Source organism: Caballeronia fortuita (assembly GCF_001544835.2).
In the GTDB taxonomy this organism is placed as follows: Bacteria; Pseudomonadota; Gammaproteobacteria; order Burkholderiales; family Burkholderiaceae; genus Caballeronia; species Caballeronia fortuita.
Map to the genome: position 1 here is coordinate 166,036 of NZ_FCNX02000015.1, position 22,187 is coordinate 188,222.

21 protein-coding genes are annotated in these 22,187 nt (G+C 64.6%); 12 read left to right on the plus strand and 9 right to left on the minus strand.

The annotated features are described in order from the left end of the window. Positions 1-7 precede the first annotated feature (7 nt). Both AWB77_RS26220 and AWB77_RS26225 read right to left on the minus strand, forming a co-directional pair. On the minus strand, positions 8-517 hold the full coding sequence (locus tag AWB77_RS26220; protein ID WP_061137370.1) for a DUF1993 domain-containing protein: 510 nt from the start codon (positions 515-517) through the stop codon (positions 8-10). 92 nt (positions 518-609) lie between these two features. Continuing rightward, positions 610-798: an oxidoreductase-like domain-containing protein gene (locus AWB77_RS26225; protein ID WP_061137422.1), complete on the minus strand. Its 189-nt coding sequence runs from the start codon at positions 796-798 to the stop codon at positions 610-612. Positions 799-926: 128 nt separating this feature from the next. Between AWB77_RS26225 and AWB77_RS26230 the strand changes: the two genes are divergently transcribed. The 3 genes from AWB77_RS26230 (at position 927) to AWB77_RS26240 (ending at position 6,192) form a co-directional block, all read left to right on the plus strand. Beyond that, positions 927-3,350, plus strand: a complete 2,424-nt coding sequence (locus tag AWB77_RS26230; RefSeq protein ID WP_061137371.1) for a penicillin acylase family protein — start codon at positions 927-929, stop codon at positions 3,348-3,350. An 86-nt stretch (positions 3,351-3,436) separates the two neighbouring features. Continuing rightward, positions 3,437-4,903 carry a M20 family metallopeptidase gene (locus AWB77_RS26235; RefSeq protein ID WP_061137372.1) on the plus strand — a complete coding sequence of 489 codons (1,467 nt, stop codon included), beginning with the start codon at positions 3,437-3,439 and terminating at the stop codon, positions 4,901-4,903. Positions 4,904-5,082: 179 nt separating this feature from the next. Then, on the plus strand, positions 5,083-6,192 hold the full coding sequence (locus tag AWB77_RS26240; RefSeq protein WP_061137373.1) for a malate/lactate/ureidoglycolate dehydrogenase: 1,110 nt from the start codon (positions 5,083-5,085) through the stop codon (positions 6,190-6,192). A 58-nt stretch (positions 6,193-6,250) separates the two neighbouring features. On the opposite strand, the gene AWB77_RS26245 is transcribed toward AWB77_RS26240, so the two are convergent. Further along, a complete protein-coding gene (locus tag AWB77_RS26245) occupies positions 6,251-7,147 on the minus strand; it encodes an NAD-dependent epimerase/dehydratase family protein (RefSeq protein ID WP_061137374.1) in 897 nt (298 codons plus the stop codon). Positions 7,148-7,285: 138 nt separating this feature from the next. Between AWB77_RS26245 and AWB77_RS26250 the strand changes: the two genes are divergently transcribed. After that, positions 7,286-7,678: a RidA family protein gene (locus tag AWB77_RS26250; protein WP_061137375.1), complete on the plus strand. Its 393-nt coding sequence runs from the start codon at positions 7,286-7,288 to the stop codon at positions 7,676-7,678. A 3-nt stretch (positions 7,679-7,681) separates the two neighbouring features. On the opposite strand, the gene AWB77_RS26255 is transcribed toward AWB77_RS26250, so the two are convergent. Next, a complete protein-coding gene (locus AWB77_RS26255; RefSeq protein ID WP_061137376.1) occupies positions 7,682-9,379 on the minus strand; it encodes an acid phosphatase in 1,698 nt (565 codons plus the stop codon). A 212-nt stretch (positions 9,380-9,591) separates the two neighbouring features. After that, positions 9,592-10,386, minus strand: coding sequence for a sulfite exporter TauE/SafE family protein (locus tag AWB77_RS26260; RefSeq protein ID WP_061137377.1), 795 nt, complete (start codon positions 10,384-10,386; stop codon positions 9,592-9,594). Between the two features lie 177 nt (positions 10,387-10,563). On the opposite strand from AWB77_RS26260, the gene AWB77_RS26265 reads away from it, so the two are divergent. After that, on the plus strand, positions 10,564-12,819 hold the full coding sequence (locus tag AWB77_RS26265) for an amylo-alpha-1,6-glucosidase (RefSeq protein WP_061137378.1): 2,256 nt from the start codon (positions 10,564-10,566) through the stop codon (positions 12,817-12,819). Positions 12,820-12,867: 48 nt separating this feature from the next. Here AWB77_RS26265 and AWB77_RS26270 read toward each other — a convergent pair whose 3' ends face one another. Continuing rightward, positions 12,868-14,049, minus strand: a complete 1,182-nt coding sequence (locus AWB77_RS26270; RefSeq protein ID WP_061137379.1) for a 4-hydroxybenzoate 3-monooxygenase — start codon at positions 14,047-14,049, stop codon at positions 12,868-12,870. Between the two features lie 185 nt (positions 14,050-14,234). Next, a complete protein-coding gene (locus tag AWB77_RS26275; RefSeq protein ID WP_061137380.1) occupies positions 14,235-15,287 on the minus strand; it encodes an aldo/keto reductase in 1,053 nt (350 codons plus the stop codon). A 228-nt stretch (positions 15,288-15,515) separates the two neighbouring features. On the opposite strand from AWB77_RS26275, the gene AWB77_RS26280 reads away from it, so the two are divergent. From AWB77_RS26280 to AWB77_RS26295, 4 genes are all read left to right on the plus strand, one after another. Continuing rightward, complete coding sequence (locus AWB77_RS26280) at positions 15,516-16,496, plus strand: AraC family transcriptional regulator (RefSeq protein WP_061137381.1); 981 nt, start codon at positions 15,516-15,518, stop codon at positions 16,494-16,496. Positions 16,497-16,662: 166 nt separating this feature from the next. After that, positions 16,663-17,043: a COG4315 family predicted lipoprotein gene (locus tag AWB77_RS26285; protein WP_061137382.1), complete on the plus strand. Its 381-nt coding sequence runs from the start codon at positions 16,663-16,665 to the stop codon at positions 17,041-17,043. Positions 17,044-17,332: 289 nt separating this feature from the next. Then, on the plus strand, positions 17,333-17,857 hold the full coding sequence (locus tag AWB77_RS26290; RefSeq protein ID WP_061137383.1) for an RNA polymerase sigma factor: 525 nt from the start codon (positions 17,333-17,335) through the stop codon (positions 17,855-17,857). Beyond that, positions 17,854-18,645: an anti-sigma factor family protein gene (locus AWB77_RS26295; protein ID WP_061137384.1), complete on the plus strand. Its 792-nt coding sequence runs from the start codon at positions 17,854-17,856 to the stop codon at positions 18,643-18,645. Before AWB77_RS26290 ends, AWB77_RS26295 begins: the two co-directional genes overlap by 4 nt. Before the next feature lie 69 nt (positions 18,646-18,714). Here AWB77_RS26295 and AWB77_RS26300 read toward each other — a convergent pair whose 3' ends face one another. Further along, positions 18,715-18,939 (minus strand): hypothetical protein, encoded by a 225-nt coding sequence (locus AWB77_RS26300; protein ID WP_061137385.1) that lies wholly within the window; start codon positions 18,937-18,939, stop codon positions 18,715-18,717. A 389-nt stretch (positions 18,940-19,328) separates the two neighbouring features. On the opposite strand from AWB77_RS26300, the gene AWB77_RS26305 reads away from it, so the two are divergent. Next, positions 19,329-19,853, plus strand: coding sequence for an RrF2 family transcriptional regulator (locus tag AWB77_RS26305; protein ID WP_061137386.1), 525 nt, complete (start codon positions 19,329-19,331; stop codon positions 19,851-19,853). 6 nt (positions 19,854-19,859) lie between these two features. Here AWB77_RS26305 and AWB77_RS26310 read toward each other — a convergent pair whose 3' ends face one another. Further along, positions 19,860-20,282 (minus strand): BspC domain-containing protein, encoded by a 423-nt coding sequence (locus tag AWB77_RS26310; RefSeq protein WP_061137387.1) that lies wholly within the window; start codon positions 20,280-20,282, stop codon positions 19,860-19,862. Between the two features lie 232 nt (positions 20,283-20,514). Here AWB77_RS26310 and AWB77_RS26315 point away from each other — a divergent pair, with 232 nt between their 5' ends. Continuing rightward, a complete protein-coding gene (locus tag AWB77_RS26315) occupies positions 20,515-21,078 on the plus strand; it encodes a putative glycolipid-binding domain-containing protein (protein ID WP_061137423.1) in 564 nt (187 codons plus the stop codon). A gap of 51 nt (positions 21,079-21,129) precedes the next feature. After that, a complete protein-coding gene (selD, locus tag AWB77_RS26320; protein WP_374728718.1) occupies positions 21,130-22,176 on the plus strand; it encodes a selenide, water dikinase SelD in 1,047 nt (348 codons plus the stop codon). Positions 22,177-22,187: the final 11 nt, after the last annotated feature.

Consider the following 22,187-nt stretch of genomic DNA (forward strand, 5'->3'; position numbering starts at 1 on the left):
CTCGAAATTACTTCAGCGGACCGAGAAAATCGCGCTTGCCGATCGGCACGCCGAGATGGCGCAGGATGTCGTGCGTCGTAACGACGTGGAAGTAGAAGTTCGGCAAGCCGAAACCGAAGAGATAATCGTCGCCGGAAAACGACGGCGAGAAATCCGGAAACTTTAGCGTGATCGTGCGCGTTTCGCAGGCCGCGAACGACGCCTTGTCGATACTTTTCAGAAATGCGATGGTCTTCTCGATGCGCGCCTGCAATGCCTCGAAGCTATCTTCGTTGTCCTCGAAACGCGGCGCTTCGACTTCCGACAGACGCGCCGCCGACAGCTTCGCCGTATCGCTTGCGCGCTGGATCTGCGCGGCGAGCGGCAGCATGTCGGGCGCGAGGCGCGCGTTGATGACATCGGCGTGAGCGAGGCCTTTCTCATCGGCGAAGGCGGCGCCTTTCTTCAGCAGATCCGCGCACACTTCGAGTCCGCGAATGAAGACCGGAATCGATGCGCGATACATCGTGAGGGACATGGATTGTTCTCCTTGAGATTCTGATTCGTTAGTGACAGGGGAGAGAAGCATAGCGCCGCGCCCGTTCGCCTGCTCGAATCGGCGGTAAAGATTCATTGCTCGGCGTGGCGCGCCTCCCACGCGCGCAGCGCCGCCCTGTAACGCGCCAGTTCCTCCTGATACAGATCGAAGATGCATGGATTGCAGCCGCTCTGGCAGCAGTCTTCCGGCAGCGGGCGCTCGGGCGGCAGCGGGCGTGGATCGTCGGCGGAGCGGGCGCGATCGGTTGGGAGATCGGTCATCGCTTCATTGTGCATCGGCCTTCACGGCTACACTTTGGCGGCGTATCGCGCCATGCACAATGCGATACTGCGCGCGGGGCGACGATGGCGCCTCGTCATCACGTCGATCGGACCGAGGACTTCACGCGATGAATCAGATCGTCAGCCTTGCGATCGCCGGCGCACTCGCGGGCGCGTTGCTCGCCGGCTGTGCCGCGCCCGCGCAGCCCGACTCCAGCGCCCAGACGGCCTGGCGCGCCGAAATCCGCCGCACGCAGGACGGCATCCCGCACATCCGCGCGGCCGACTGGGGCAGCCTCGGCTTCGGTTTCGGCTACGCGCAGGCGCAGGACAATCTGTGCACGCTCGCCGATGGCTTCGTCACGTATCGCGGCGAGCGCTCGGCTTATTTCGGCCCCGATGCGCGCCCGCCCGCCGCCGCGACCTTCGGCCAGCCGCGCAATATCGACGCCGATTTCTTCTTCCGGCTGATCGGCGGCGAGGTGGCGGTCGAGCGTTTCCGCGCGGCGCAGACGCCTGAACTGCGCGACCTGATCGACGGCTTCGCGAACGGCTACGACCGCTATCTCGCCGATCTGAACGCGGGCAGTTTTTCGGGCGCGCACGCGGCATGCCGCGGCAAGCCGTGGGTCGACAAGATCAGCGCCGACGATATCTACCTGCGCCTGATCGCCGCCAATCTCGCGGGCGGCTCCGCGCGCTTCGTGACGCCGATCGCAATCGCGCATCCGCCGAAAGCGGCGACGGTCGGTGACGGCGCATCGACCGTGCGCGACGTGTTGCGCTTTCCCATCGGCGAAAATCCGGGCATCGGCAGCAATGCGCTCGCGTTCGGCGCGCCGATCACCCGCGACAGGCGCAGTCTCCTGTTCGGCAATCCGCACTGGTTCTGGCGCGGCCCCGACCGTTTCTATCAGGCGCAACTGACGATTCCCGGGCAAGTGAACGTCGCGGGCGTGTCGTTTCTGGGCGTGCCGCTGATCGTCCTCGGCTTCAACGAGAACATCGCGTGGACGCATACGGTGTCGAGCGCACGGCGTTTCGGCATCTTTCAGTTGACGCTCGATCCCGCCGATCCGGCGCGCTATCTCGTCGATGGTCAAAGCGAGCCGATGACGCCCGTGCCGCTCACCGTGCGCGCGCGCCGCGACGATGGCACGTACGAATCCGTGTCGCGCACGCTGTATAGAACGCGCTTCGGGCCGGTCGTCGATCTCTCGTCGATGGCGCCGGGACTCGGATGGAGCGCGCAGCGCGCGTACGCGATCGCGGATGTGAACGTCGACAACACGCGCGCGTTCCAGAACTTTTTCGCGTGGAATCAGGCGCGCTCGCTCGCCGATTTCATGGCGATCCAGAAGCGCTATGCCGGCATGCCGTGGGTCAACACCTTCGCGATCGGCCGCGACGACGCGCGCGTATGGTTTGCCGACTTAGGTCCGATCCCGAACGTGCCCGACGCGCTCGCGCAATCGTGCACGCCGCCCGCCGGACACGCATTCGCGGCCCGCGCGCCGGGCGTGCCATTCCTCGACGGCTCGAAAAGCGCGTGCGCGTGGCGCGTCGATCCGGCGAGCGCGCAGCCGGGCACGCTGCCCATCGCGCAACTGCCGAGCATCGTGCGCGGCGATTATGTCGGCAACTTTAACGACAGCTACTGGCTCACCAACGCGAACGCGCCGATGTCGGGCTATCCGCGCATTGCGGGCGCGACGCGCGTCGAGCAATCGCTGCGCACGCGCTACGGCCATCTGCTCGCCGCGCGCCTGCAACGCGAGCGCGGCGGCGTAACGCGCGAGGCGCTCGAATCGGCGGTGCTGGAAACCGGCTCGATGTCCGAGCGGCTGTTCCGCCAGCCGCTGCTCGACGCGGTATGCAGGGTGAACGACGCGGCCGGATCGCTGCGCGAAGCCTGCGAGGTTCTGCGCAACTGGAACGGCACGGCGGATATCGACGCGCGCGGCGCGAATCTGTGGGACGAGTTCTGGCAGCGCGCGATGCACATCGCGCCGGATCGTCTGTTCGAAGCGGCCTTCGATCCGGACAAGCCGCTCGCGACGCCCGCGGGCCTTAACGTGGCCAATCCGGCCGTCGTGCAGGACTTGCGTCAGGCGCTCGGCGGTGCGGCGCTCGCGCTGAGCCTCAACGGTTTCGCGCTCGATTCGCGGCGCGGCGACATCCTCTACACGACGCGCAACGGCGCGCGCGTGCCGCTTTACGGCGGCTGCGACGAAGCGGGCTATTTCACGATCGTCTGCGCGCGTCGCCCGCTCGACGCGAAGGGTTATCCGATGGACTTGAGCGGACAGGGCGACAGCTATGTGCAGGTCGTAAGCTTCGGCGAAAACGGCGTGGAGGCCGACACGATGCTGTCGCACGCCGAGTCGGACGATCCCGCTTCGCCGCATTCGGGCGACGCGACGCGCGCCTTCGCGGCCAAACGCTGGACGCGCTTCCCGTTCACCGAAAAGGCGATCGATGCTGATCCGGCGACGACACGCGTCGTCGTTTCCGGCACGCGCGATGACGCGGCGAGCGCACCGCAACATTGAAAAACGCGCACACGCGGCGCGGTGCCGGTCCAGCCGAGGGCAAATCCCGTCTATGATTGAAGTTTGCCTCGAAGGGAAACACGGTCATGACACTCGGCGACAGCACGCAACACGACGCGGTACGGCTCGATTCCGCCGCGCTGCGGGATTTCGTGGATCGCAAATGGAACGATGAGATCGTGCCGGCGCTGACCGACTACATCGCCGTGCCCGCCAAAAGCCCGATGTTCGATAGCGACTGGGCGCGCCACGGTTTCATCGAGCGCGTGGTCACGGATGCCGTCGACTGGATTACGACGCAGCCGGTGAAAGGTCTGAAAGTCGAGATCGTGCGGCTGCCGGAACGCACGCCGGTCATCTTTTTCGAGGCGCCCGCCACGCGCTCGGGCAGCACCGAAACGGTCGTGCTGTACGGCCATCTGGACAAGCAGCCGGAATTCGAAGGCTGGCGCAGCGATCTCGGTCCGTGGACGCCGAAACTCGAGGACGGCAAGCTCTACGGACGCGGCGGCGCTGACGACGGCTACGCGACCTATGCCAGCATCACCGCGCTCGCGGCGCTCGATGCGCAGGGCGTCGAGCGTCCGCGCTGCGTGGGCATCATCGAGACGTGCGAGGAGTCGGGCAGTTACGACCTGCTCCCTTACATCGACGCCTTGCGCGAACGGCTCGGCGATGTCGGCCTCGTCATCTGCCTTGATTCCGGCGCGGGCAACTACGATCAGCTCTGGCTCACGACGTCCCTGCGCGGGCTCGTCGCGGGCGATCTCGAAGTGCAGGTGCTGGACGAAGGCATTCACTCGGGCGGCTACGGCGGCATTGCGCCATCGGCGTTTCGCATTCTGCGGCATCTCATCGACCGTCTGGAAGACTCGAGCACCGGCAATCTGCTGCCGGCCGGTTTTCATTGCCCGCTTCCGATCCCGCGCAAACGCGAAATTGAAATGACCGCGCGCATCCTCGGCGACGACGTATGGAAGAAGATGCCGTGGGCGTGCGGCGCGGACGGCACCAGCGTTCTGCCGACGACCACCGATCCGCGCGAGGCGCTGCTCAATTCGACGTGGCGTCCGTCGCTTACCGTGACGGGGGCGTCGGGTCTGCCGCCTCTCGCGGATGCGGGCAACGTGCTCGCGCCGCGCACGGCGTTCAAGCTGTCGCTGCGGCTGCCGCCGCTCGTCGATGCGGGCAAGGCAATCGTCCAGTTGCAACGGCTGCTCGAAACGGACCCGCCATACAACGCCAAAGTGACTTTCAAGCCCGAAGCGGGCGCGGCGACCGGCTGGAATGCGCCCGATCTCGCGCCGTGGCTGAGTACGTCGCTGAACGAGGCGTCGAAACGTCACTTCGGCGCGAACGTCGCGTATATGGGGCAGGGCGGAACGATTCCACTGATGAATACGCTCAAGGAAGGTTTTCCGCGCTCGCAATTCATGGTGTGCGGCGTGCTCGGGCCGAAATCGAACGCGCATGGTCCGAACGAATTTCTTCATGTGCCGTATGCGAAGAAGCTGACGGCGTCGGTGGCCGAGGTAATCGCGGCGGCGCCTTGAGCGTTCTTCGATCGGTCGATGGTTCGAAAAGCCCGGCTCGTCCGGGTTTTTTTTCGCCAGTTTCAGCGATTTCTGAAAAACAAACTGGTAAGGCCAGTTGATCGTCTGTAAAGTAATAAGCCCGCGCGACTCAGAAAAATCGGGCGCGCGAGCCATCAACTACGGAGACGATTGTCGCAATGAATGCATCCCTCACGCCGACCCCTTCCGCCGCCGAACAGCGCATCGCCGCGGACACGCTGCACGCCTACGTCCGCGCGATCTGGGAATCCGCCGGCAGCGCGCCGCGCGAAGCGGAACTGGTCGCGGATCACCTCGTGATGTCGAATCTGTCGGGCCACGATTCGCATGGCGTCGGCATGATTCCGCGCTATGTCGCGTCGCTCGGCGAAGGGCAACTGAAGCTCAACACGCACGCCGAAATCGTGCGCGACGCGGGCGCGGTGCTGACCATCGACGGCCGCAAGGGTTTCGGCCAGGTCGTCGCCTACGAGGCGATGGAGCACGGCATCGAGCGGGCGAAAAAGCTCGGCGTCTGCGCGGTCGGGCTGCGCAACGCGCACCACATCGGACGCATCGGACACTGGGCGGAGCAGTGCGCGAAGGCGGGGCTGGTGTCGTTCCACTTCGTGAACGTGGCGGGCGATCCGCTCGTCGCGCCGTTCGGCGGGATCGACCGGCGCTTCGGCACGAATCCGTTCTGCGCCGCGTATCCGCGCGACGGCAAAAGCCCGCTCGTGCTCGATTTCGCGACCGCGGGCATCGCTTACGGCAAGACGCGCGTCGCATACAACAAGGGCGTGAAGGTTGCGCCGGGCATGCTGCTCGATCACGAAGGCAAGCCGACCATCGAACCGAAGGTGATGCACGAAGAGCCGTTCGGCTCGCTCACCGCGTTCGGCCTGCACAAGGGTTCGGGGCTCGCCGCGCTGTGCGAAATTTTCGGCGGCGCGCTTTCGGGCGGCTACACGACGCACGAGGAAACGCTGGAGAAATCGAGCGCGATCATCAACTGCATGACCTCGGTGATCGTCGATCCGAACGCATTCGATGCGCCCGCCGCGCAAGCCGAAGCCGAGGCGTTCCTCGAATGGATGAAGGCATCGCCGCGCGCGGAAGGCGTCGACGCGATTCAGGCGCCAGGCGAGCCGGAAGAGGCGCGGCGCGCGGAGCGCACCGCGAATGGCATTGCGATCGATCCGACGACGTGGACGCAGATCCGCGATTCGGCCGCGAAGTCGGGCATGCCGGACGCGGACATTGAGAAGTTCGCGAGCGCGTTGAAGTAACGTTACGCACACGATGGCGCGGCGAAATTGGTCAAGCCAATTTTCCGCGCCACGCACGTTAGCCGACCAGTTCCTTCTCGATCCATTCGATGACCGACGTGCGCTTCGGCTGCCAGCCGAGCATGTCGCGCGTGCGCTTGCTGCGCACGCGGCTGTTCGAGCCGAGGCCGTACGACGCCATTTCGTAGCCCCATTCTTCGATCGCCTGCTCGAGCGGCCAGTCTTCCGGACCGCGCAGATCGAGTGCCTTCGCCATCGACTTCGTCATGTCGCGGAACTGCGCTTCGCCGCTTTCGACAAAGTAGAACATGCCCGCAGGCGATTTCTCCAGCGCGAGCCGATAAATCGCGACGACATCGTCGATATGCACGTTCGACCAGATGTTCAATCCGCGTCCCACATGCCGAACGATGCCGCTTTTGCGCGCTTGCCGCTCCAGACGCGGCAACTGCACGCTCGAAGTATTCGGCACCGCGCCGTGGCCGTAGATCAGCGTGTTGCAGAGCACGGCCGAGCGCACGCCGCGTTTGGCAGCGTCGAGCACGAGATTGTCGATCGCGACGCGCGGCGCCTTGTCGGGCGTCGGCTCGGGCAGATCGTCCTCGGTGTAGATTTTGTCCGATGCCTCGCCGCCCGACGCATCGCCGACGATGCTCGAACCGCTTGTATGCAGAAACGGCTTGTCCGTGCCTTCCAGCGCGCCGATCAGCGCTTCGACCGCGCCGCGATGATCGCTGCTCGCCGCGTTGATGACCGCATCGGCGTTGCGCGCTTCGGCGGCGAGCAGGTCCGTGTCATCCAGACTGCCGATCACCGGTTCGATATCGAGACGCTTCAGGTCGTCGGCCTGTTCCGCACGACGGATGAGTCCGCGCACGCGATGACCGTCGCGCGCGAGTCCCGCCGCAATCGATCCGCCGATGAAACCGCCCGCGCCCGTGATAAAGATGTTCATGTTCTTGCTCCGTTCAAAGTTCAAACTGCGATGGAACGCAGTATGAGCCGTTTCGACTTTCGCAAAAACGGTGATAGTCTCAAATAAACCTTGACTTCAAGTCAATAATCCAACCCCGCCAACGCCTCCGAACCGACGATGCCACCGATCGAACTCATCAATGCTCCCGGCCTGCCGATTCCCGCCGGGCACTACAGCCACGCGACGCGCGCCGGCAATCTCGTCTGCGTGTCCGGCCAGTTGCCGATGCGCCCGGACGGCACGCACACCGGCGATCTTCCGTTCGAAGAACAGGCCGAACAGACGCTTGCCAATCTGCGCACCGTGCTGGAAGCAGCTGGGGCGAGCTTCGCGGACTGCATCGAGGTGACCGTGTATCTCGTCGGTGTCGAGCACTGGAAGGCGTTCAACGAGATTTACGCGCGTCACTTCGGCGCGTGGAAACCGGCGCGCGCCGTCGTGCCGGTCGGCGCGCTCCATTACGGCTACTTGCTGGAAATTTCGGCCCGCGCGTGGATCGAGCGACAGTAGCCGTCAGGCGAGATCGAGCGATCGGGTCAGATCGCCGAGCGGTGCCTGACCACTCGCCGCAAACGCGCGATCCCGCGAAGCGACCCCGTCGAGCGGCGCGAGATCGTGCACGCGCGAGATAAAGCGCAGGATCGAGTTCGTGTCGTACACGGTGTGATCGACATAGCCCTTCTTCGCGAATGGCGAAATCACGAGCGCCGGAATGCGCGAGCCGGGGCCCCAGCGATCGCCCTTCGGCGGCGAGACGTGATCCCACCATCCGCCGTTTTCGTCGACGGTGACGATAACCACGGTGTTCTCCCACTGCGGCCCGCGCCGGATATGCTCGATCACGTTCGAGATGTGGCGGTCGCCCGAGGCAACATCCGCGTAACCCGCGTGCATGTTGAGATTGCCCTGCGGCTTGTAGAACGTGACGGACGGCAGGCGGCCCGCGTCGATGTCCGCGAGCAGCTTGTTCGTCGATGGATCGTCGCCGAGACCCGCATCGCGCAGATGCTGGGCACGCGCGGCCGTGCCTGGCGCGAAGTTCGCAAAATAATTGAACGGTTGATGGTGGTACTGGAAATCCGGCACCGCGCCGGTATCGCGATGCTCCAACGCGTACTGCCACGCGCCGCTGTACCACGCCCAGTCCACGTTCCTGTCCGACAGACGATCGCCGATGGTCGCGTAAGTCTGGGGCGGTAGCACCGATACGTTCGAACGATCCGCATAACGCGGATCGCCGCCCTGCGGCGGCGGCACGTTGCTTGGCTGATAGGGCGGGAACATCGTGTTGACCGCGTAGCCGTCGGCCGTGAGTGCGCCGTCGCGAACGAACTTCGGCGGGCCTTCGAGCGCGGATTTCGGCGAATCCGGCGCGAGTCTGAGGCGCGAAGCTGTAGGATCGTCGCCATCGACAACCGCAAGCAGCTTCGCCGCCGGTCCGCTCTTCGCGTCGGGATAGAGGGGCGCCTGCGCGGAGATCAGGAAAATGTGGTTCAGCCAGGAGCCGCCGAACGCCGACATGAAGAAGTTGTCGCAGAGCGTGTACTGCTGCGCGAGACCCCACAGCTTCAGCGTGTCCGGCGAATTCTGGTAGTGGCCCATGACGAGGCCGCCCGAATCGCCCCACGCCGCGAACTGATTGTTACGCCCCGCGTTGATTTGCATCTGATTCTGATAGAACCGATGCACGAGGTCGCGCGTGATGACGGAACTGGGCAGCGGCGCGCCCTGGGCATCCATTATCTGGAAGGGCGCGTTGCGCAGGTCGGCGATTTGCTGCTCGGTGATCGCGTAGCGCCTGCCACCGACTTCCTGCGCCTGTGGCACGAGCCCGCCCCAGATTTTCGGCAGCGCGGGCATGGGCGTGACGCCGTCTCGATCGAGCTGCGTGTAGTGCGACGCAGGCACGGCCGAAAGCGGATATTGCACGCCCGGATAGTTGCCGTACAGATTCGTGAAGCTGCGGTTCTCCGCGTAAATCACGACGATGTTTCGCACTTTCGCCATCAGCGTGCGATCCAGCGCGATATCAGCCGCTGTTTTCGGGGTGGTCGGCTTGTTTTCGAACAGGTTGCACCCGCCGAGCGACAGCCCCGCAAGACCCACTCCGGCGGCGAGAAGGCGCCGCCGCGCGGGGTCCGCGGGTGCGTCGCCGGATGACGTTTCGTTGCCGGAGGGAAGCTCGTGCTGCGGATGATCGTGCTCATTCATCGCCTGACTCCTCGTGATTTAGATGACGCGCCCGTGACGCGACGCCCCGGCCCGCCCGCCGTTGCGTCGGGCAGCGCGACTGAGTGAGGATGATGCCGCATCGCCCGGCTGCGGGAAACCCGGCCGAACGGCATAGGCAAAAAACAGGAACAACGTGCGAATCGGCCTATGTCTTTCGGCCGACTGGAAAGCGCCGGCGAGCGTGACTAACATCAACTGAACACGAGCTTTGCTCCGACGAGAACGAGCGTCGCGGCGAGCAGGTAACGCAGCAGCTTTTCCGGCGCCTTGGAAGACAACATGCTGCCAATGGCGATGCCCGGAATCGAGCCCACGAGGAGCGAGGCGAGCAGCGCCCAGTCGACCGAGCCGAGCATCCAGTGCCCGGCGCCGGCGATCAGCGTCAGCGGCACCGCGTGAGCCACGTCGGAGCCGACGATGCGCACCGTCGCGAGACGCGGATACAGCAGGAGCAGCACGGTCACGCCAATCGCGCCCGCGCCTACGGAAGTGATCGAGACCAGCATGCCGAGAATCGCGCCGGTGAGAATCGTCCACGCGGCGGTGCGCGTGGGATGTTCGGGACGGCCGTGTCCTTTCTTGTAGGCAAAACGTGCGAGTTGCGGCCTGAAGATCAGCGAAATGGCGGTGATGAGCAGCGCCGTGCCGAGTATCGACTGAATGAGGCGCGCGGTGTCCGGCGACGTAATGCCATGCGCGTGCAGAAGGTAGAGCGTAATGGCCGCGGCCGGCACGCTGCCCGCCGCGAGGCGGCCGGTGATGCGCCAGTCGACCGAGCCTTTGGTGCTGTGGACGAGCGTGCCGGCGGATTTTGTCGCGGCGGCATACAGCAGGTCGGTGCCGACAGCGGTCGCCGGATGGATGCCGAACAGCAGGACGAGCAGCGGCGTCATCAGGGAGCCGCCGCCTACACCTGTCAAACCTACCAGGAAACCCACCGCGAGTCCTGAGGCAGAATAAAGTAAGTCGATATGCGGAAATGGCATTGCGCGCGGAGAACCCGGAAGGCGTGTTTGGGTCGAAAAACCGTCGATGATAGCGGGTAAGCGGCCCGGCTGCTGCACGGAAAGCAGCGCCGGCCGGGCGATTGCGGCGTCCAGCACTTTGGAGCGTGTCCCGAAGTGACTCACGAACACCCTTCAGATAACTTTCAGGAAGGTGCAATGAATACACAGGAACAGACGCAACACCAGCAACAACAGCAACAACAAACGCAGGGATCCCAACCAAGGGTGCCGGATGAAGCCTTCATTCCGACCGAGAACGCGAACTTGCCAAGCGAACGCCAGTTCGTGCTGAAGTCGGGCAACACGTTCGCCGTCTACGACGCCAACGGCGACATTCGCGGCGGCGACGACGGCCTCTTCGTCAACGACACGCGCGTGCTGTCGGAACTGGTGCTCACGTTCGGCGGCCGGGCGCCATCGCTGCTTTCGGGCAGCGTGTCGAGCGACAACGCCGTATTCACGGCGCATCTGACGAATCGCCCGCTGCCGCCGATCGGCGGGGCGCGCACGCCGGAAGGCGTGATTCACGTCGAACGCAAGCGCGTGCTGTCGGGGCACGTGCTGCACGAAAGTATCGTGCTGACCAACTACGGCACGGAGCCCTCCACGGTGCCGCTGTCCATCTCCTTCGCTGCGGACTTTCTCGACATGTTCGAGGTGCGCGGCGCGAAACGCGGCAAGCGCGGGACATTGCGGACGCCGACGGTCGAAAACGGCGAAGTCGTGTTGCGTTACGTCGGCCTGGATGAAGTGGAGCGGACGGCGCGAATCCAGTTCACGCCCGCGCCGGACGTTCTGTCGCCGACGCGCGCCGACTACGCGCTGCATATCCAGTCGGAAACCGCGATCTCCGTGTATTTGTCGGTGACGGCGGTGACGCACGCGCTTTCCGACGCGAGCGAGGAAAGCAAGCGCAACGCGGCGGAAGCCGCCGAGTGCGCGCCCGAATCGGGCCGTCCGGCGATCCGCGATGCGCTCGTGGAGGCGCATAGGCGCATGCGCGACAGACGCCGTGCGAGCGCGCGCGTGCGTTCGAGCAACCCGCTCTTCAGCGAATGGATCGACCGTTCGCTTGCCGATCTCGGCCTGCTCACCACCGATCTCGAAACCGGCCCGTATCCCTACGCCGGCATTCCGTGGTTCTCGACGGCGTTCGGCCGCGACGCGATCATCACGTCGCTGCAAATGCTCTGGCTGCATCCCACGCTCGCGCGCGGCGTGCTGCGCTTTCTCGCGGCGAATCAGGCGCGCGAGGATTCGGCGTTCCGCGATGCCGAAATCGGCAAGATCATGCACGAAACGCGCAAGAGCGAGATGGCGGCGACCGGCGAGGTGCCGTTCGCGCTGTACTACGGCGGCGTCGACAGCACGCCGCTCTTCATCGTGCTGGCGGGCGCATATGCGGAGCGCACCGGCGACCGCGCCCTGATCGACGAAATCTGGCCGGCGCTGCAACTCGCGGCGCAATGGGTCGCGCGCCATTGCGACAAGAATCCGTACGGCCTGCTCGACTACCAGCGCGCGTCCGAGCATGGGCTGGCGAATCAGGGCTGGAAGGACAGTCAGGATTCGGTCTTTCACGCGGACGGCAAATTCCCCATCGGGCCGATATCGCTCGTCGAAGTGCAGGGCTACGCGTCGACCGCGTTCTCCACGATGGCGCGCCTTGCTCGCGAACGCGGCGACGACGTCAACGCAAGCGACTTCGAGCGCCGCGCGCGTCATATCCGCGAGCGCGTCGAGGAGATGTACTGGATGCCGGAGCTGGAGTTTTACGGCATCGCGCTCGATGGCAAGGGTGAGCTGTGCCGCGTGCTGTCGTCGAATGCGGGACATCTGCTCGCGTTCGATCTGGTCGACCGCAAGCGCGGCGAGGCCGTCGCGCGTCAGCTCGAATCAACGCTCTTTCATACCGGCTGGGGCGTGCGCACGCTCGCGGCAGGGCAGCCGCGCTTTAATCCGATGTCGTATCACAACGGCTCGGTGTGGCCGCACGACACGGCGCTGTGCGCGCGCGGTCTCGCCCGTTACGGCGATCGCGGCGCGGCCGTGGGCCTGCTGCAATCGCTGTTCGAAGCAGCCGTCACGTTCGATATGCGCCTGCCCGAGCTTTTCTGCGGATTCACACGGCAACGCGGCGAGCGGCCCATCGCCTATCCGGTCGCGTGCCTGCCGCAGGCGTGGGCCGCTGGCACGCCCTTCATGATTCTCGAAGCGTGTCTCGGCATGACGGTGGATGCCATCAACGAAGAAGTGCGCATCGACCGGCCCGAGCTGCCCGAGGGCATCGACTGGCTGGAAATTGGCGATCTGCGGCTGGGCGATAAAACCGCGACGATCACGTTCCGGCGCGTCGGCGGGCAGGTGATTCCGTCGGTCGAAGGCGATGTGCGGGTCGTCGCGGTGCTTTGATGTGCAGGACGCACGGCCCCGAATGAGCGCCGTGCGTCCGGTTCGCACTTAAACGGCCACGCTGCCGACGTAGTTTTCGGCGAGCGCGGTCGCAGCGGCGCGCGATGTCGTCACGTGTTCGAGTTCCGCGACCTGAAGGCGCTGCTCGAACGGCGACGTGTCGTCGAGCTTGTGGAGCATGCGCGTCATCCACCACGAGAAGTGCTCGGCGCGCCAGACGCGCTTGAGCGCCGTCTCGGTGTAGCGAGTCAGCTTTTCGCTCGTGCCTTCCGTGTAGTAGTCGAGAAGTGCGGCGTTCAGCACGCGCACGTCCGACACCGCGAGGTTCAGGCCCTTCGCACCGGTCGGCGGCACGATGTGCGCGGCATCGCCGGCGAGGAAGAGCTTGCCCGACTGCATCGGCGTGGAAACGAAGCTGCGCATGCCGACGATGTTCTTCTGGAAGATCTTGCCTTCGGTGATCTGCCAGCCGTCGGCGGTATCGACGCGTGCGTGAAGTTCGGCCCAGATGCGGTCGTCGGACCACGCATCGACGGAATCTTTCGGGTCGCACTGGAAGTACATGCGCTGCACGCCCGGCGAGCGCGTGCTGATGAGCGCGAAGCCGCGATCGTGCCGCGCGTAGATGAGTTCGTCGGAGGAGGGCGGCGCTTCGACCAGAATACCGAACCACCCGAACGGATAGATGCGCTGATAATCCTGCCGGACCGTTTCGGGAATCGACTGGCGCGCGACGCCCTGCGAGCCGTCGCAACCAATGATGAAGTCGCATTCGAGTTCTTCGTCGCGGCCTTCGTGCTGATATTCGATGCGCGGCTTGCGATCGCTGCCTTCCTGGAAGTCGTGCAGCGTCACGTTCGACACGTTGAACTTCAGTTCGCCGTTCGCCGCGAGACGCGCCGCGACCAGATCCTTGATGACTTCGTGCTGCGCGTAGACCGTGATCGAATGCCCGGTCAGTTCGGTCAGCGCGATGCGGCGGCGCTGGCCTTCGAATGCGAGTTCGAATCCGTGATGCAGCGCGCCTTCGGCCTGCATGCGCGCGCCGAGGCCGGCTTGATTGAGCGTGTCCATCGTGCCTTGTTCGAGCACGCCGGCGCGGATCGTCGATTCGATGTCGTGCTGGCTGCGCGCTTCGAGCACGACCGATTCGATCCCGCGCAGATGAAGCAGATGAGAAAGCAGAAGCCCGGCGGGGCCCGCGCCGATGATGCCGACCTGAGTACGCATGATTGTCTCCGTGAGGCAATGGTGATGTTGTGCGTACAGTGTCGGCAGAGCGGCTTTATGCCGCAACGCGATACGGAGGATAAGGGATATCCGAATTTGAGATAAAGGCCTCAAACCGCGCCTAAATCGCAGGAATTACGGGTAAATCCCTAGACGGCGCGGGGCATCGGCCCGCGCCAACCAAGTTACTCCGCTGCCTTTTCCTTCATCTGATTGCGCCGATACTCGCCCTGCCGCGTCAGCATCCAGCCCGGATATTCCGAGGGCAACTGGCTTACCTCGTCGAGCGCGGCGAGCTCATCTTCGTTGAGGCGCACCTTCGTCGCGGCGATGTTGTCGTCGAGTTGTTCGATCCGCTTCGCGCCGATGATCACGCTCGACACCACCTTCTGATGCAGCAGCCACGCAAGCGCAATCTGCGCGACCGATACGCCTTTCGACTCCGCCATGCGCCGCATCACGTCGACGCAGTCATACGCGCGCTCGACGTTGACTGGCGGGAAATCGAACGTGGCGCGCCGGCTGCCTTGTTCCTTCGCGCCGTCGCGCGTGAACTTGCCCGACAGCAATCCGCCCGCGAGGGGACTCCAGACCATCAGCCCGACGTTCTCGCTTTGCAGCAGCGGCACGATTTCGCGCTCCAGATCGCGGCCCGCGACCGTGTAATACGCCTGCAGCGACTCGAAACGGGCGAGGCCGAGACGCTCGGAAAGGCCGAGCGCCTTCATGATCTGCCACGCCGCCCAGTTCGACACGCCGATGTAGCGCACATGGCCGTGCTGCACGAGATTGTCGAGCGCGCGCAGCGTTTCCTCGATCGGCGTCGCCGGATCGAAACCGTGAATCTGGTACAGATCGACGTGATCGAGTTGCAGCCGCTTCAGGCTCGCCTTCACGCCATCGATGATGTGATAGCGCGATGCGCCGCGCGAATTCGTGCCCTTCGTGCCGGTTTCGCCGAGGATCTTCGTCGCGACGACCACGTTCTCGCGCGGCACGTTGAGGTTCTTCAACGCCTGACCCGTGATGATTTCGGAGCGGCCATCGGCGTAGACGTCGGCGGTATCGATGAAATTGATGCCCGCATCCAGCGAGCGGCCGATCAGCTTGTCGGCTTCCGTCTGCTGCAACTGGCCGATGTTGTCCCAGATGCCGCCCGTTCCGCCGCCGAAGGTCATCGTGCCCAAGCACAGTTCGGAGACAAAAAGACCGGTATTGCCGAATTTCCTGTAGCGCATGGTTGCTCCCGAGTGACTGGAATGGCGCGCTTTCCAACGACTTCCCACAATCGTTTCGATGGCAGAGCGCGCCGGCAATGCAGTATCGTCCCGGCGTGCGGCGGGTTCATAGCCTGATCCTGCTCAATCCTTGCCTGTTCCTGCAAACGCTCGAGGTGAGACCGAGCATTCCCGCGCCCGCGCGAGTAAGCTAGGCAGACTCCTTCTTTCCGACTCCGCCCGCACATCATGGCTCTGAACGACACGCCAGGTTTTGCCGAAAAAGACAGTCACGACCAGCCGAGAGAAGCGCGTCACGACCCCGCGCTGGATCAGGCGCGGCTCGATCTCGTCGCGCTGCTCGACCGTTTCACCGTGGGCTGCGAAGGTTCCGTGGAAACGCCGGTGCCGGGCCTGTTCCTGCATCGGATCATGAATCCGGGCGGCCCGAAGCACGGCATCCAGACGCCCGCGCTCGCGCTGATCGCGCAGGGCAGCAAGCGCCTCATGGTCGGCGACGAGGTCTATATTTACGACCCGATGCACTATCTCGTGTCGTCGGTGGATCTGCCGGTGTGCGGACAGGTCTCGGTGGCGAGCGAATCGGAGCCGTATCTCGGCATGCGGCTCGATCTCGACGTCGACGAAATCACCTCGCTGATCCAGGACGAAAGCCTGCCGCCCGTGATGCAGGCAGACGCCTCGCGCGGCCTGTACGTAAACCGCCTCGGCAATTCGATGCTCGACGCCGTGCTGCGCCTGCTGCGCCTCGTCGATGCACCCGAAGACGTGCCGATTCTCGCGCCGCTCGTCAAGCGCGAGATTCTCTATCGGCTGCTGATGAACGGCTCGGGCGCGCGCCTGCGCCAGATCGCGCTGCAGGACAGCCAGACGCAGCGCATCGCGAAGGCGATCCAGTTGCTGCGCCAGCATTTCGATCAGCCGCTGCGCGTCGAGGATATCGCGCGGGACGTGCATATGAGCGTGTCGTCGCTGCATCATCACTTCAAGGCCGTCACCGCGATGAGCCCACTGCAGTATCAGAAGCAGTTGCGGCTGCAGGAGGCGCGCCGCCTGATGATGCTCGATATCGTCGATGCCGCCACGGCCGCGCATCGCGTCGGATATGAAAGCGCGTCGCAATTCAGCCGCGAGTACAGCCGCCTGTTCGGCGCGCCGCCGCTGCGCGACACCCGCCGCTGGCGCGAAGCGACTGCCGCCGGCGCCTGAACCACGATATTTCGATGAACCACTGGCCGAGCGCGCGCGAATGGTCTTGAATGGATTGCCGACTGGCGATGCGACGGCGCTGCCGCATCGATTTATTTCATCGTCCGCGGAATAGTGCAGCGCTTCCGAACGTTCTACGGATACTTCTACAAAAAGGAAAGATGAAATGAAGAAGCGCATCCAGATGTTCGCCGCCGCCGCAACAGTCGCCACCGCTTTTGCATCGCTCGCGTCGTCCGCTCAGGCTGCGGCGCCGAAAGAATCGAACGGCATGTACGTCGATGAGAACGGCATGACGCTCTATACCTTCGACAAGGACACGAAGGGCGGCCCGAGCGCGTGCAGCGGCGGCTGCGCGCAGGCCTGGCCCGCCGCGATGGCGACTGACTCCGACAAGCCAAGCGGCAAGTGGACCATGGAATCGGCCGACGGCGGCAAGCAATGGGCCTACGACGGCAAGCGCGTCTATCGCTTCGCCAAGGACACGAAACCCGGCGACAAGAACGGCGACAACTTCCGCGACGTCTGGCACGTCGTGAAGCCCTGACGAGACGTTTCATCGGCGCGGGCTCGCGGAATAAATCGGCGAGCCCGCCGGTCTTTCAATCAACGGGTAACGATCATGAAACGATCGATCGGAGTCGCGGCGCTCCTGGTCGCGCTCGGACTCACCTTGGGCGCGGGAGGCTGCGCGACCGGCATGCAAAATGCGCCTGCATCGTCGGGCGCACCAGGCGCAGCAGGCGCAGCAGGCGCGCCGAGCGGGCCTGCAGGCGGGGGCAGCTACTGATGGCGCGTGCTTTCATCGATTCGCGCGTGCCCGCGGGCGCACGGCCTTGAGCTTCGAGAGCGATCTTCTCGCGCACCTGCCGCAGTTGCGCCGCTATGCGCGGGCGCTGACAGGCGACCGCGCGTGGGCCGACGATCTCGTGCAGGACGCGACCGAGCGCGCGCTCAATCGCGCAAAATCGTTTCATGCCGGCACGAATCTGCGCGCGTGGCTCTTCACGATCATGCGCAACTTGTACATCGACCAGTTGCGCGGACGCCGCGATATCGCCGTCGACGATGAAACCGCGCCCTGGCGGCAGATGGCCGCGCCGCGCGGCGAAGTCGACGGTCTCGTGCTGCGCGACGTGCAGCGCGCGCTGTATTGCCTGCCCGTCGAACAGCGCGAGGTGATGTTGCTCGTGTGCGTCGAGGAAATGAGTTATCAGGAGGCATCCGTGGTGTTGAACGTGCCGACCGGAACTGTGATGTCGCGCCTGTCGAGGGCGCGCGAACACATGCGCGTTCTGCTCGGCGAAGAATCCGGCCGCAAGGCGTCGCCGTCGTCGCTGAAAGTGGTGAGCCGATCATGACCAGTCAGGACCGTCCATCCGAAGGCGGCGACCGCATGGGTCCCCCGAAGCCCGATCGCGAGCTGCAGGCGCTGTCCGCCTTCATCGACGATGAACTCCACGGCGACGAACGCGATGCCGCCGCCGAACGCATCGCGAACGATCCCGCGAGCGAGGCGACCGTCGCCGCCTATCGCGCGCAGGACAACGCGCTGCGCGCGCTCTTCGCCGATCAGGGCGAGCCGCAGATCGTGCGCGTGCGGCCGCGTTCGCGCGAGCGTTATCTCATTGCGGCGTGCTTCCTGATCGTCGGCGTTGCGTGCGGTTTTTTGATGCACATGCTGCTGCCCGCGTTCGGTGACAGCCCGCGTTTCGCGGAGCGCGCGGATATCGCGTATGCCGTCTATGCGCCCGAGCAGCGCCATGCGGTGGAAGTCGCGGCGTCGCAGCAGGATCATCTCGTCACGTGGCTGTCGAAGCGGCTCAATCGCGCGGTGACGATTCCGTCGCTCGCGGAATACGGCTTCCAACTCGTCGGCGGGCGCCTCTTGCCGGACGAGGAAGGGCCGGCGGCGCAGTTCATGTATCAGAACGCGGCCGGCGAGCGGCTCACGCTCTACATGACGACCGCCACGATCCGGCGCAACGACAGCCGGATTCGCACGCTGAAGGACGGCCAGCGCACGACGTTCTACTGGGCGTGGGATCGCGTGGGCTATGCGTTGTCGGGGCAGATCGGCGAGGCGAAATTGCAGGCGATCGCCTATGACACGTGCAAGGAACTCGGCGGCGATCCAAAGAACTGGTGAGCGGTGAAGATCGGAAAAAAGGCTGCGGCGAATCGTATTCGCCGCAGCCTTTTTCATGCGCTATCGCGTTCAGTAATAGCGATGCGGCGGCGGAGGCGCGACGTGATGATGATGCCGCTCCCATTCCTGACGCTGCCAGTAGCGATGGCCGTCCCAGTAACGGTCACCATGCCATCCCACCGTCACGCGATGTTCGGGGCCGTGATGCACGTCCGCCGATGCCACGTTCGTGAGACCCATGCCGAGCGCGGCGGCAAGGGAAGCGATCAGCAGGCTTTTCTTTGTCTTGTTCATGATGTTTGCTCCTTGGTCGTTTGCTTATCGGCAAAACCGCGAGTCATGTGGTAGCAGTTTCGCCGTGATCCGGTGCGCGATTCGCAACTGGATCGTCAACGGTAATAATCGTGATGATGGTGATACCCGCCACCGTCCGGCACGACGATGCAGCCCGATAGCGCGCTACCCAACAACACGCTCAAGGCCGCAAGGATCGCTAGTCTCTTCATGGGTTTCTCCGTGTGAATCCATGGAAACCAATGTAGCGGTTCGCAAAATGACAAGCCGTTTTCGTTTGTAAGCAAACGTGTAACCTGAAATATTCGCGATGGGTGCGGAGCGTGCGCCGTTGCACGCGTATGCGCGACACGTTATCCTGAACTACGATTTAAATTGTCGGAGTGGCTATGTCGCACATCAGCACGGGCGTCGAATACGCGCTGCACTGCATGCTCTATCTCGCGGAGCCGCCGCATGGCGTGCGCGAAGCGAGCGTGCGCGATCTCGCGGAATTGCAGGGCGTGCCTGCGGAGTACGTCGCAAAGCTCTTCACGAAGCTGCACAAGGCGGGACTCGTCGTCGCGACGGAAGGCGCGCGCGGCGGTTTCGCGCTCGCGCGTCCGTCGAAGGAAATCAGCGTGCTGGATGTGGTCGACGCGATCGACGGCGACAAGCCGCTCTTCGATTGCCGCGAGATCCGCTCGCGCTGCGCGGTATTCGGCGACGACGCGCCGCCCTGGGCGACGAGCGGCGTATGCGCCGTTCACGCCGTGATGAAGAACGCGGAGAAGCGCATGCGCGAGGCGCTCGCGGCGGACCGGCTGTCCGATCTCGCGGGCCGCCTGCACGCGAAAGCGCCGCGCACGTTCGGGCCGCAAGTGGTCAAATGGCTCGACCAGCGCAGCGGCCAGCGGCGCGCCGCGAAAAACTGAAAGCGCTTATCGGACGATCTTCGGCTTCATGTTCGGCGTGAGGGAAACGCCGACCACATGACCATCGCGCACGCCGCAGCGGCTGTCCACGCGCGTCCATTGCTCCTTGCCGCGCGCCTTCGCGAACGCGCGCATCACGATGACCTTGTCGACCGGAACCGGGTTGCCGACACTGAAGATCGTAGTATCGTCGTCGATCTTCGCGGACAGCACGCGGCGGTCGGGCACGATCAGCGTGTCGTACTTGGGCGCGTTCTCCACCCAGTGATCGAATGCGGCGACGCATTGCGCGACGGCATCGGGCACGTGAAGCCTCGTCAGATACGAATAGTCTTCGGGCAGGTCCGGCGTTTCCTGCGCCTGGACAAGCTGAAACGTCGACGCAGACAAAGCGAGCGCGAACAGGGCGGGTGCAAGAAAATTCTTCATGCGATGGGCGATGAATAAGGCGTTCGGGAACGTTCGGGCAAGCGCGGATCGCGGAGCACGGATCGCGTGAATGGCGCTGACATGCGGTGCGCGCGCCCGCGCAGGAATGGCGCGGAGTATACCGTGTGACGTTTTATGACGTCGAGCGTCGCGCGCATTTCGAATGCTGATCGAAAGCATTGCGCGCCGCGCGGTATCCTTTCATGCGAACTCACCACGCGAGAGGTGCGCCATGAAAGCGGTGCGATGGTCGCAACAGGACGGCACAGGGCTGGAGCATCTCGTTCTGAACGAGACCGGCGAGGGCATCGTGATCGAGAGCGCGGTCGTAGGCGAGGACGAAGCGCATGACTTCGGCCTCGTATATCGCATCGAGTGCGATGCGCGCTGGCAAGTCACGCGGCTCGCGCTGAAGCTCGCGGGCGGCGCCTCGCTCGACTTGTATCGCAGAGATGGCAACAACGGCGACGCGCACGCCTGGACCGACGCGAACGGCGAGCCGCAGGAAGCGCTGCGCGGCTGCATCGACGTGGACCTCACCGCGACGCCTCTCACCAACACGCTGCCCATCCGCCGCCTGCAACTCGAACGCGGGGAGCGGCGCGTGATCCGCGTCGTCTATGTGCGCGTGCCGGAATTGAGCGTGAGCGTGGCGGAGCAGGCATACACGTGCATCGAGCCGGATCGCCGCTATCGTTACGAAGGGCTCGACACGGGCTTCACGGCGGATATCACCGTCGATGAAGACGGCTTCGTCATCGACTATCCGGGTCTCTTCACGCGCATCCGGCGATAATACGCAGACCTTCGCCTCAACCGGTTGCCACCGATTTCCATCATGAACGACATGACTTCACCCCGTCTCACGAGCCTTTCCCACGGCGGCGGCTGCGGCTGCAAGATCGCGCCCGGCGTGCTCGCCGACCTGCTCAAGCGCGCGACGCCGCTGCCCGCATTCCCGAATCTGCTCGTCGGCAACGACACCGCCGACGATGCCGCCGTCTACAAGCTCAACGACGAGCAGGCCATCGTCGCGACGACGGACTTCTTCATGCCGATCGTCGACGATCCGTTCGACTTTGGCCGCATCGCCGCGACGAACGCGCTTTCCGATGTCTACGCGATGGGCGGCAAGCCGATTCTCGCGCTCGCGCTCGTCGGCATGCCGATCAACGTGCTGCCGCACGAAGTCATCGCGCAAGTGCTGAAGGGCGGCGAAGCGGTGTGCGCGGAAGCGGGCATTCCGGTCGCGGGCGGCCATTCGATCGATTCCGTCGAACCGATTTACGGTCTCGCGGCGCTCGGCATCGTGCATCCGTCGCGCGTGAAGCGCAACGCGGCCGCGCGCGCGGGCGACGTGCTCGTGCTCGGCAAGCCGCTCGGCGTCGGCGTGCTGTCGGCGGCACTCAAGAAAGACAAGCTCGATGCCGCCGGCTACAAGGCGATGATCGACGCGACGACGAAGCTCAATCGTCCCGGCGCGGAACTCGCGCAACTCGACGGCGTGCACGCGCTCACCGACGTCACCGGCTTCGGCCTGCTCGGTCACACGCTGGAACTCGCGCGCGGCGCGAAGCTGACGGCGCGCATCCGTTATGCCGATCTGCCGTGGCTGCCGCAAGTGCGCGAATTCGTGCGCGCGGGCATCTATACGGGCGCATCGGGGCGCAACTGGAGCGCGTATGGCGAAGATATCTCGCTGAACGTCGACGGCACGCAAAGCGACGAGGCCCGCGCCTTGCTCACCGATCCGCAGACTTCGGGCGGGCTGCTCGTGTCGTGCGCGCCGCAAGCGGTCGACGACGTGCTCGCGATTTTCCGGGCGGACGGCTTCGGCGATGCGACGGTCATCGGCGAGATGACGGACGGCGCGAGCCGCGTGGACGTCCGCTAATCACACATCGA

What these genes read in the sequence shown, in the direction of transcription:
- AWB77_RS26220 (WP_061137370.1), bottom strand. Translation starts at nt 517, where the DNA reads ATGTCCCTCACGATGTATCGCGCATCGATTCCGGTCTTCATTCGCGGA.
- AWB77_RS26225 (WP_061137422.1), bottom strand. Translation starts at nt 798, where the DNA reads ATGACCGATCTCCCAACCGATCGCGCCCGCTCCGCCGACGATCCACGC.
- AWB77_RS26230 (WP_061137371.1), top strand. Translation starts at nt 927, where the DNA reads ATGAATCAGATCGTCAGCCTTGCGATCGCCGGCGCACTCGCGGGCGCG.
- AWB77_RS26235 (WP_061137372.1), top strand. Translation starts at nt 3,437, where the DNA reads ATGACACTCGGCGACAGCACGCAACACGACGCGGTACGGCTCGATTCC.
- AWB77_RS26240 (WP_061137373.1), top strand. Translation starts at nt 5,083, where the DNA reads ATGAATGCATCCCTCACGCCGACCCCTTCCGCCGCCGAACAGCGCATC.
- AWB77_RS26245 (WP_061137374.1), bottom strand. Translation starts at nt 7,147, where the DNA reads ATGAACATCTTTATCACGGGCGCGGGCGGTTTCATCGGCGGATCGATT.
- AWB77_RS26250 (WP_061137375.1), top strand. Translation starts at nt 7,286, where the DNA reads ATGCCACCGATCGAACTCATCAATGCTCCCGGCCTGCCGATTCCCGCC.
- AWB77_RS26255 (WP_061137376.1), bottom strand. Translation starts at nt 9,379, where the DNA reads ATGAATGAGCACGATCATCCGCAGCACGAGCTTCCCTCCGGCAACGAA.
- AWB77_RS26260 (WP_061137377.1), bottom strand. Translation starts at nt 10,386, where the DNA reads ATGCCATTTCCGCATATCGACTTACTTTATTCTGCCTCAGGACTCGCG.
- AWB77_RS26265 (WP_061137378.1), top strand. Translation starts at nt 10,564, where the DNA reads ATGAATACACAGGAACAGACGCAACACCAGCAACAACAGCAACAACAA.
- AWB77_RS26270 (WP_061137379.1), bottom strand. Translation starts at nt 14,049, where the DNA reads ATGCGTACTCAGGTCGGCATCATCGGCGCGGGCCCCGCCGGGCTTCTG.
- AWB77_RS26275 (WP_061137380.1), bottom strand. Translation starts at nt 15,287, where the DNA reads ATGCGCTACAGGAAATTCGGCAATACCGGTCTTTTTGTCTCCGAACTG.
- AWB77_RS26280 (WP_061137381.1), top strand. Translation starts at nt 15,516, where the DNA reads ATGGCTCTGAACGACACGCCAGGTTTTGCCGAAAAAGACAGTCACGAC.
- AWB77_RS26285 (WP_061137382.1), top strand. Translation starts at nt 16,663, where the DNA reads ATGAAGAAGCGCATCCAGATGTTCGCCGCCGCCGCAACAGTCGCCACC.
- AWB77_RS26295 (WP_061137384.1), top strand. Translation starts at nt 17,854, where the DNA reads ATGACCAGTCAGGACCGTCCATCCGAAGGCGGCGACCGCATGGGTCCC.
- AWB77_RS26300 (WP_061137385.1), bottom strand. Translation starts at nt 18,939, where the DNA reads ATGAACAAGACAAAGAAAAGCCTGCTGATCGCTTCCCTTGCCGCCGCG.
- AWB77_RS26305 (WP_061137386.1), top strand. Translation starts at nt 19,329, where the DNA reads ATGTCGCACATCAGCACGGGCGTCGAATACGCGCTGCACTGCATGCTC.
- AWB77_RS26310 (WP_061137387.1), bottom strand. Translation starts at nt 20,282, where the DNA reads ATGAAGAATTTTCTTGCACCCGCCCTGTTCGCGCTCGCTTTGTCTGCG.
- AWB77_RS26315 (WP_061137423.1), top strand. Translation starts at nt 20,515, where the DNA reads ATGAAAGCGGTGCGATGGTCGCAACAGGACGGCACAGGGCTGGAGCAT.
- selD (WP_374728718.1), top strand. Translation starts at nt 21,130, where the DNA reads ATGACTTCACCCCGTCTCACGAGCCTTTCCCACGGCGGCGGCTGCGGC.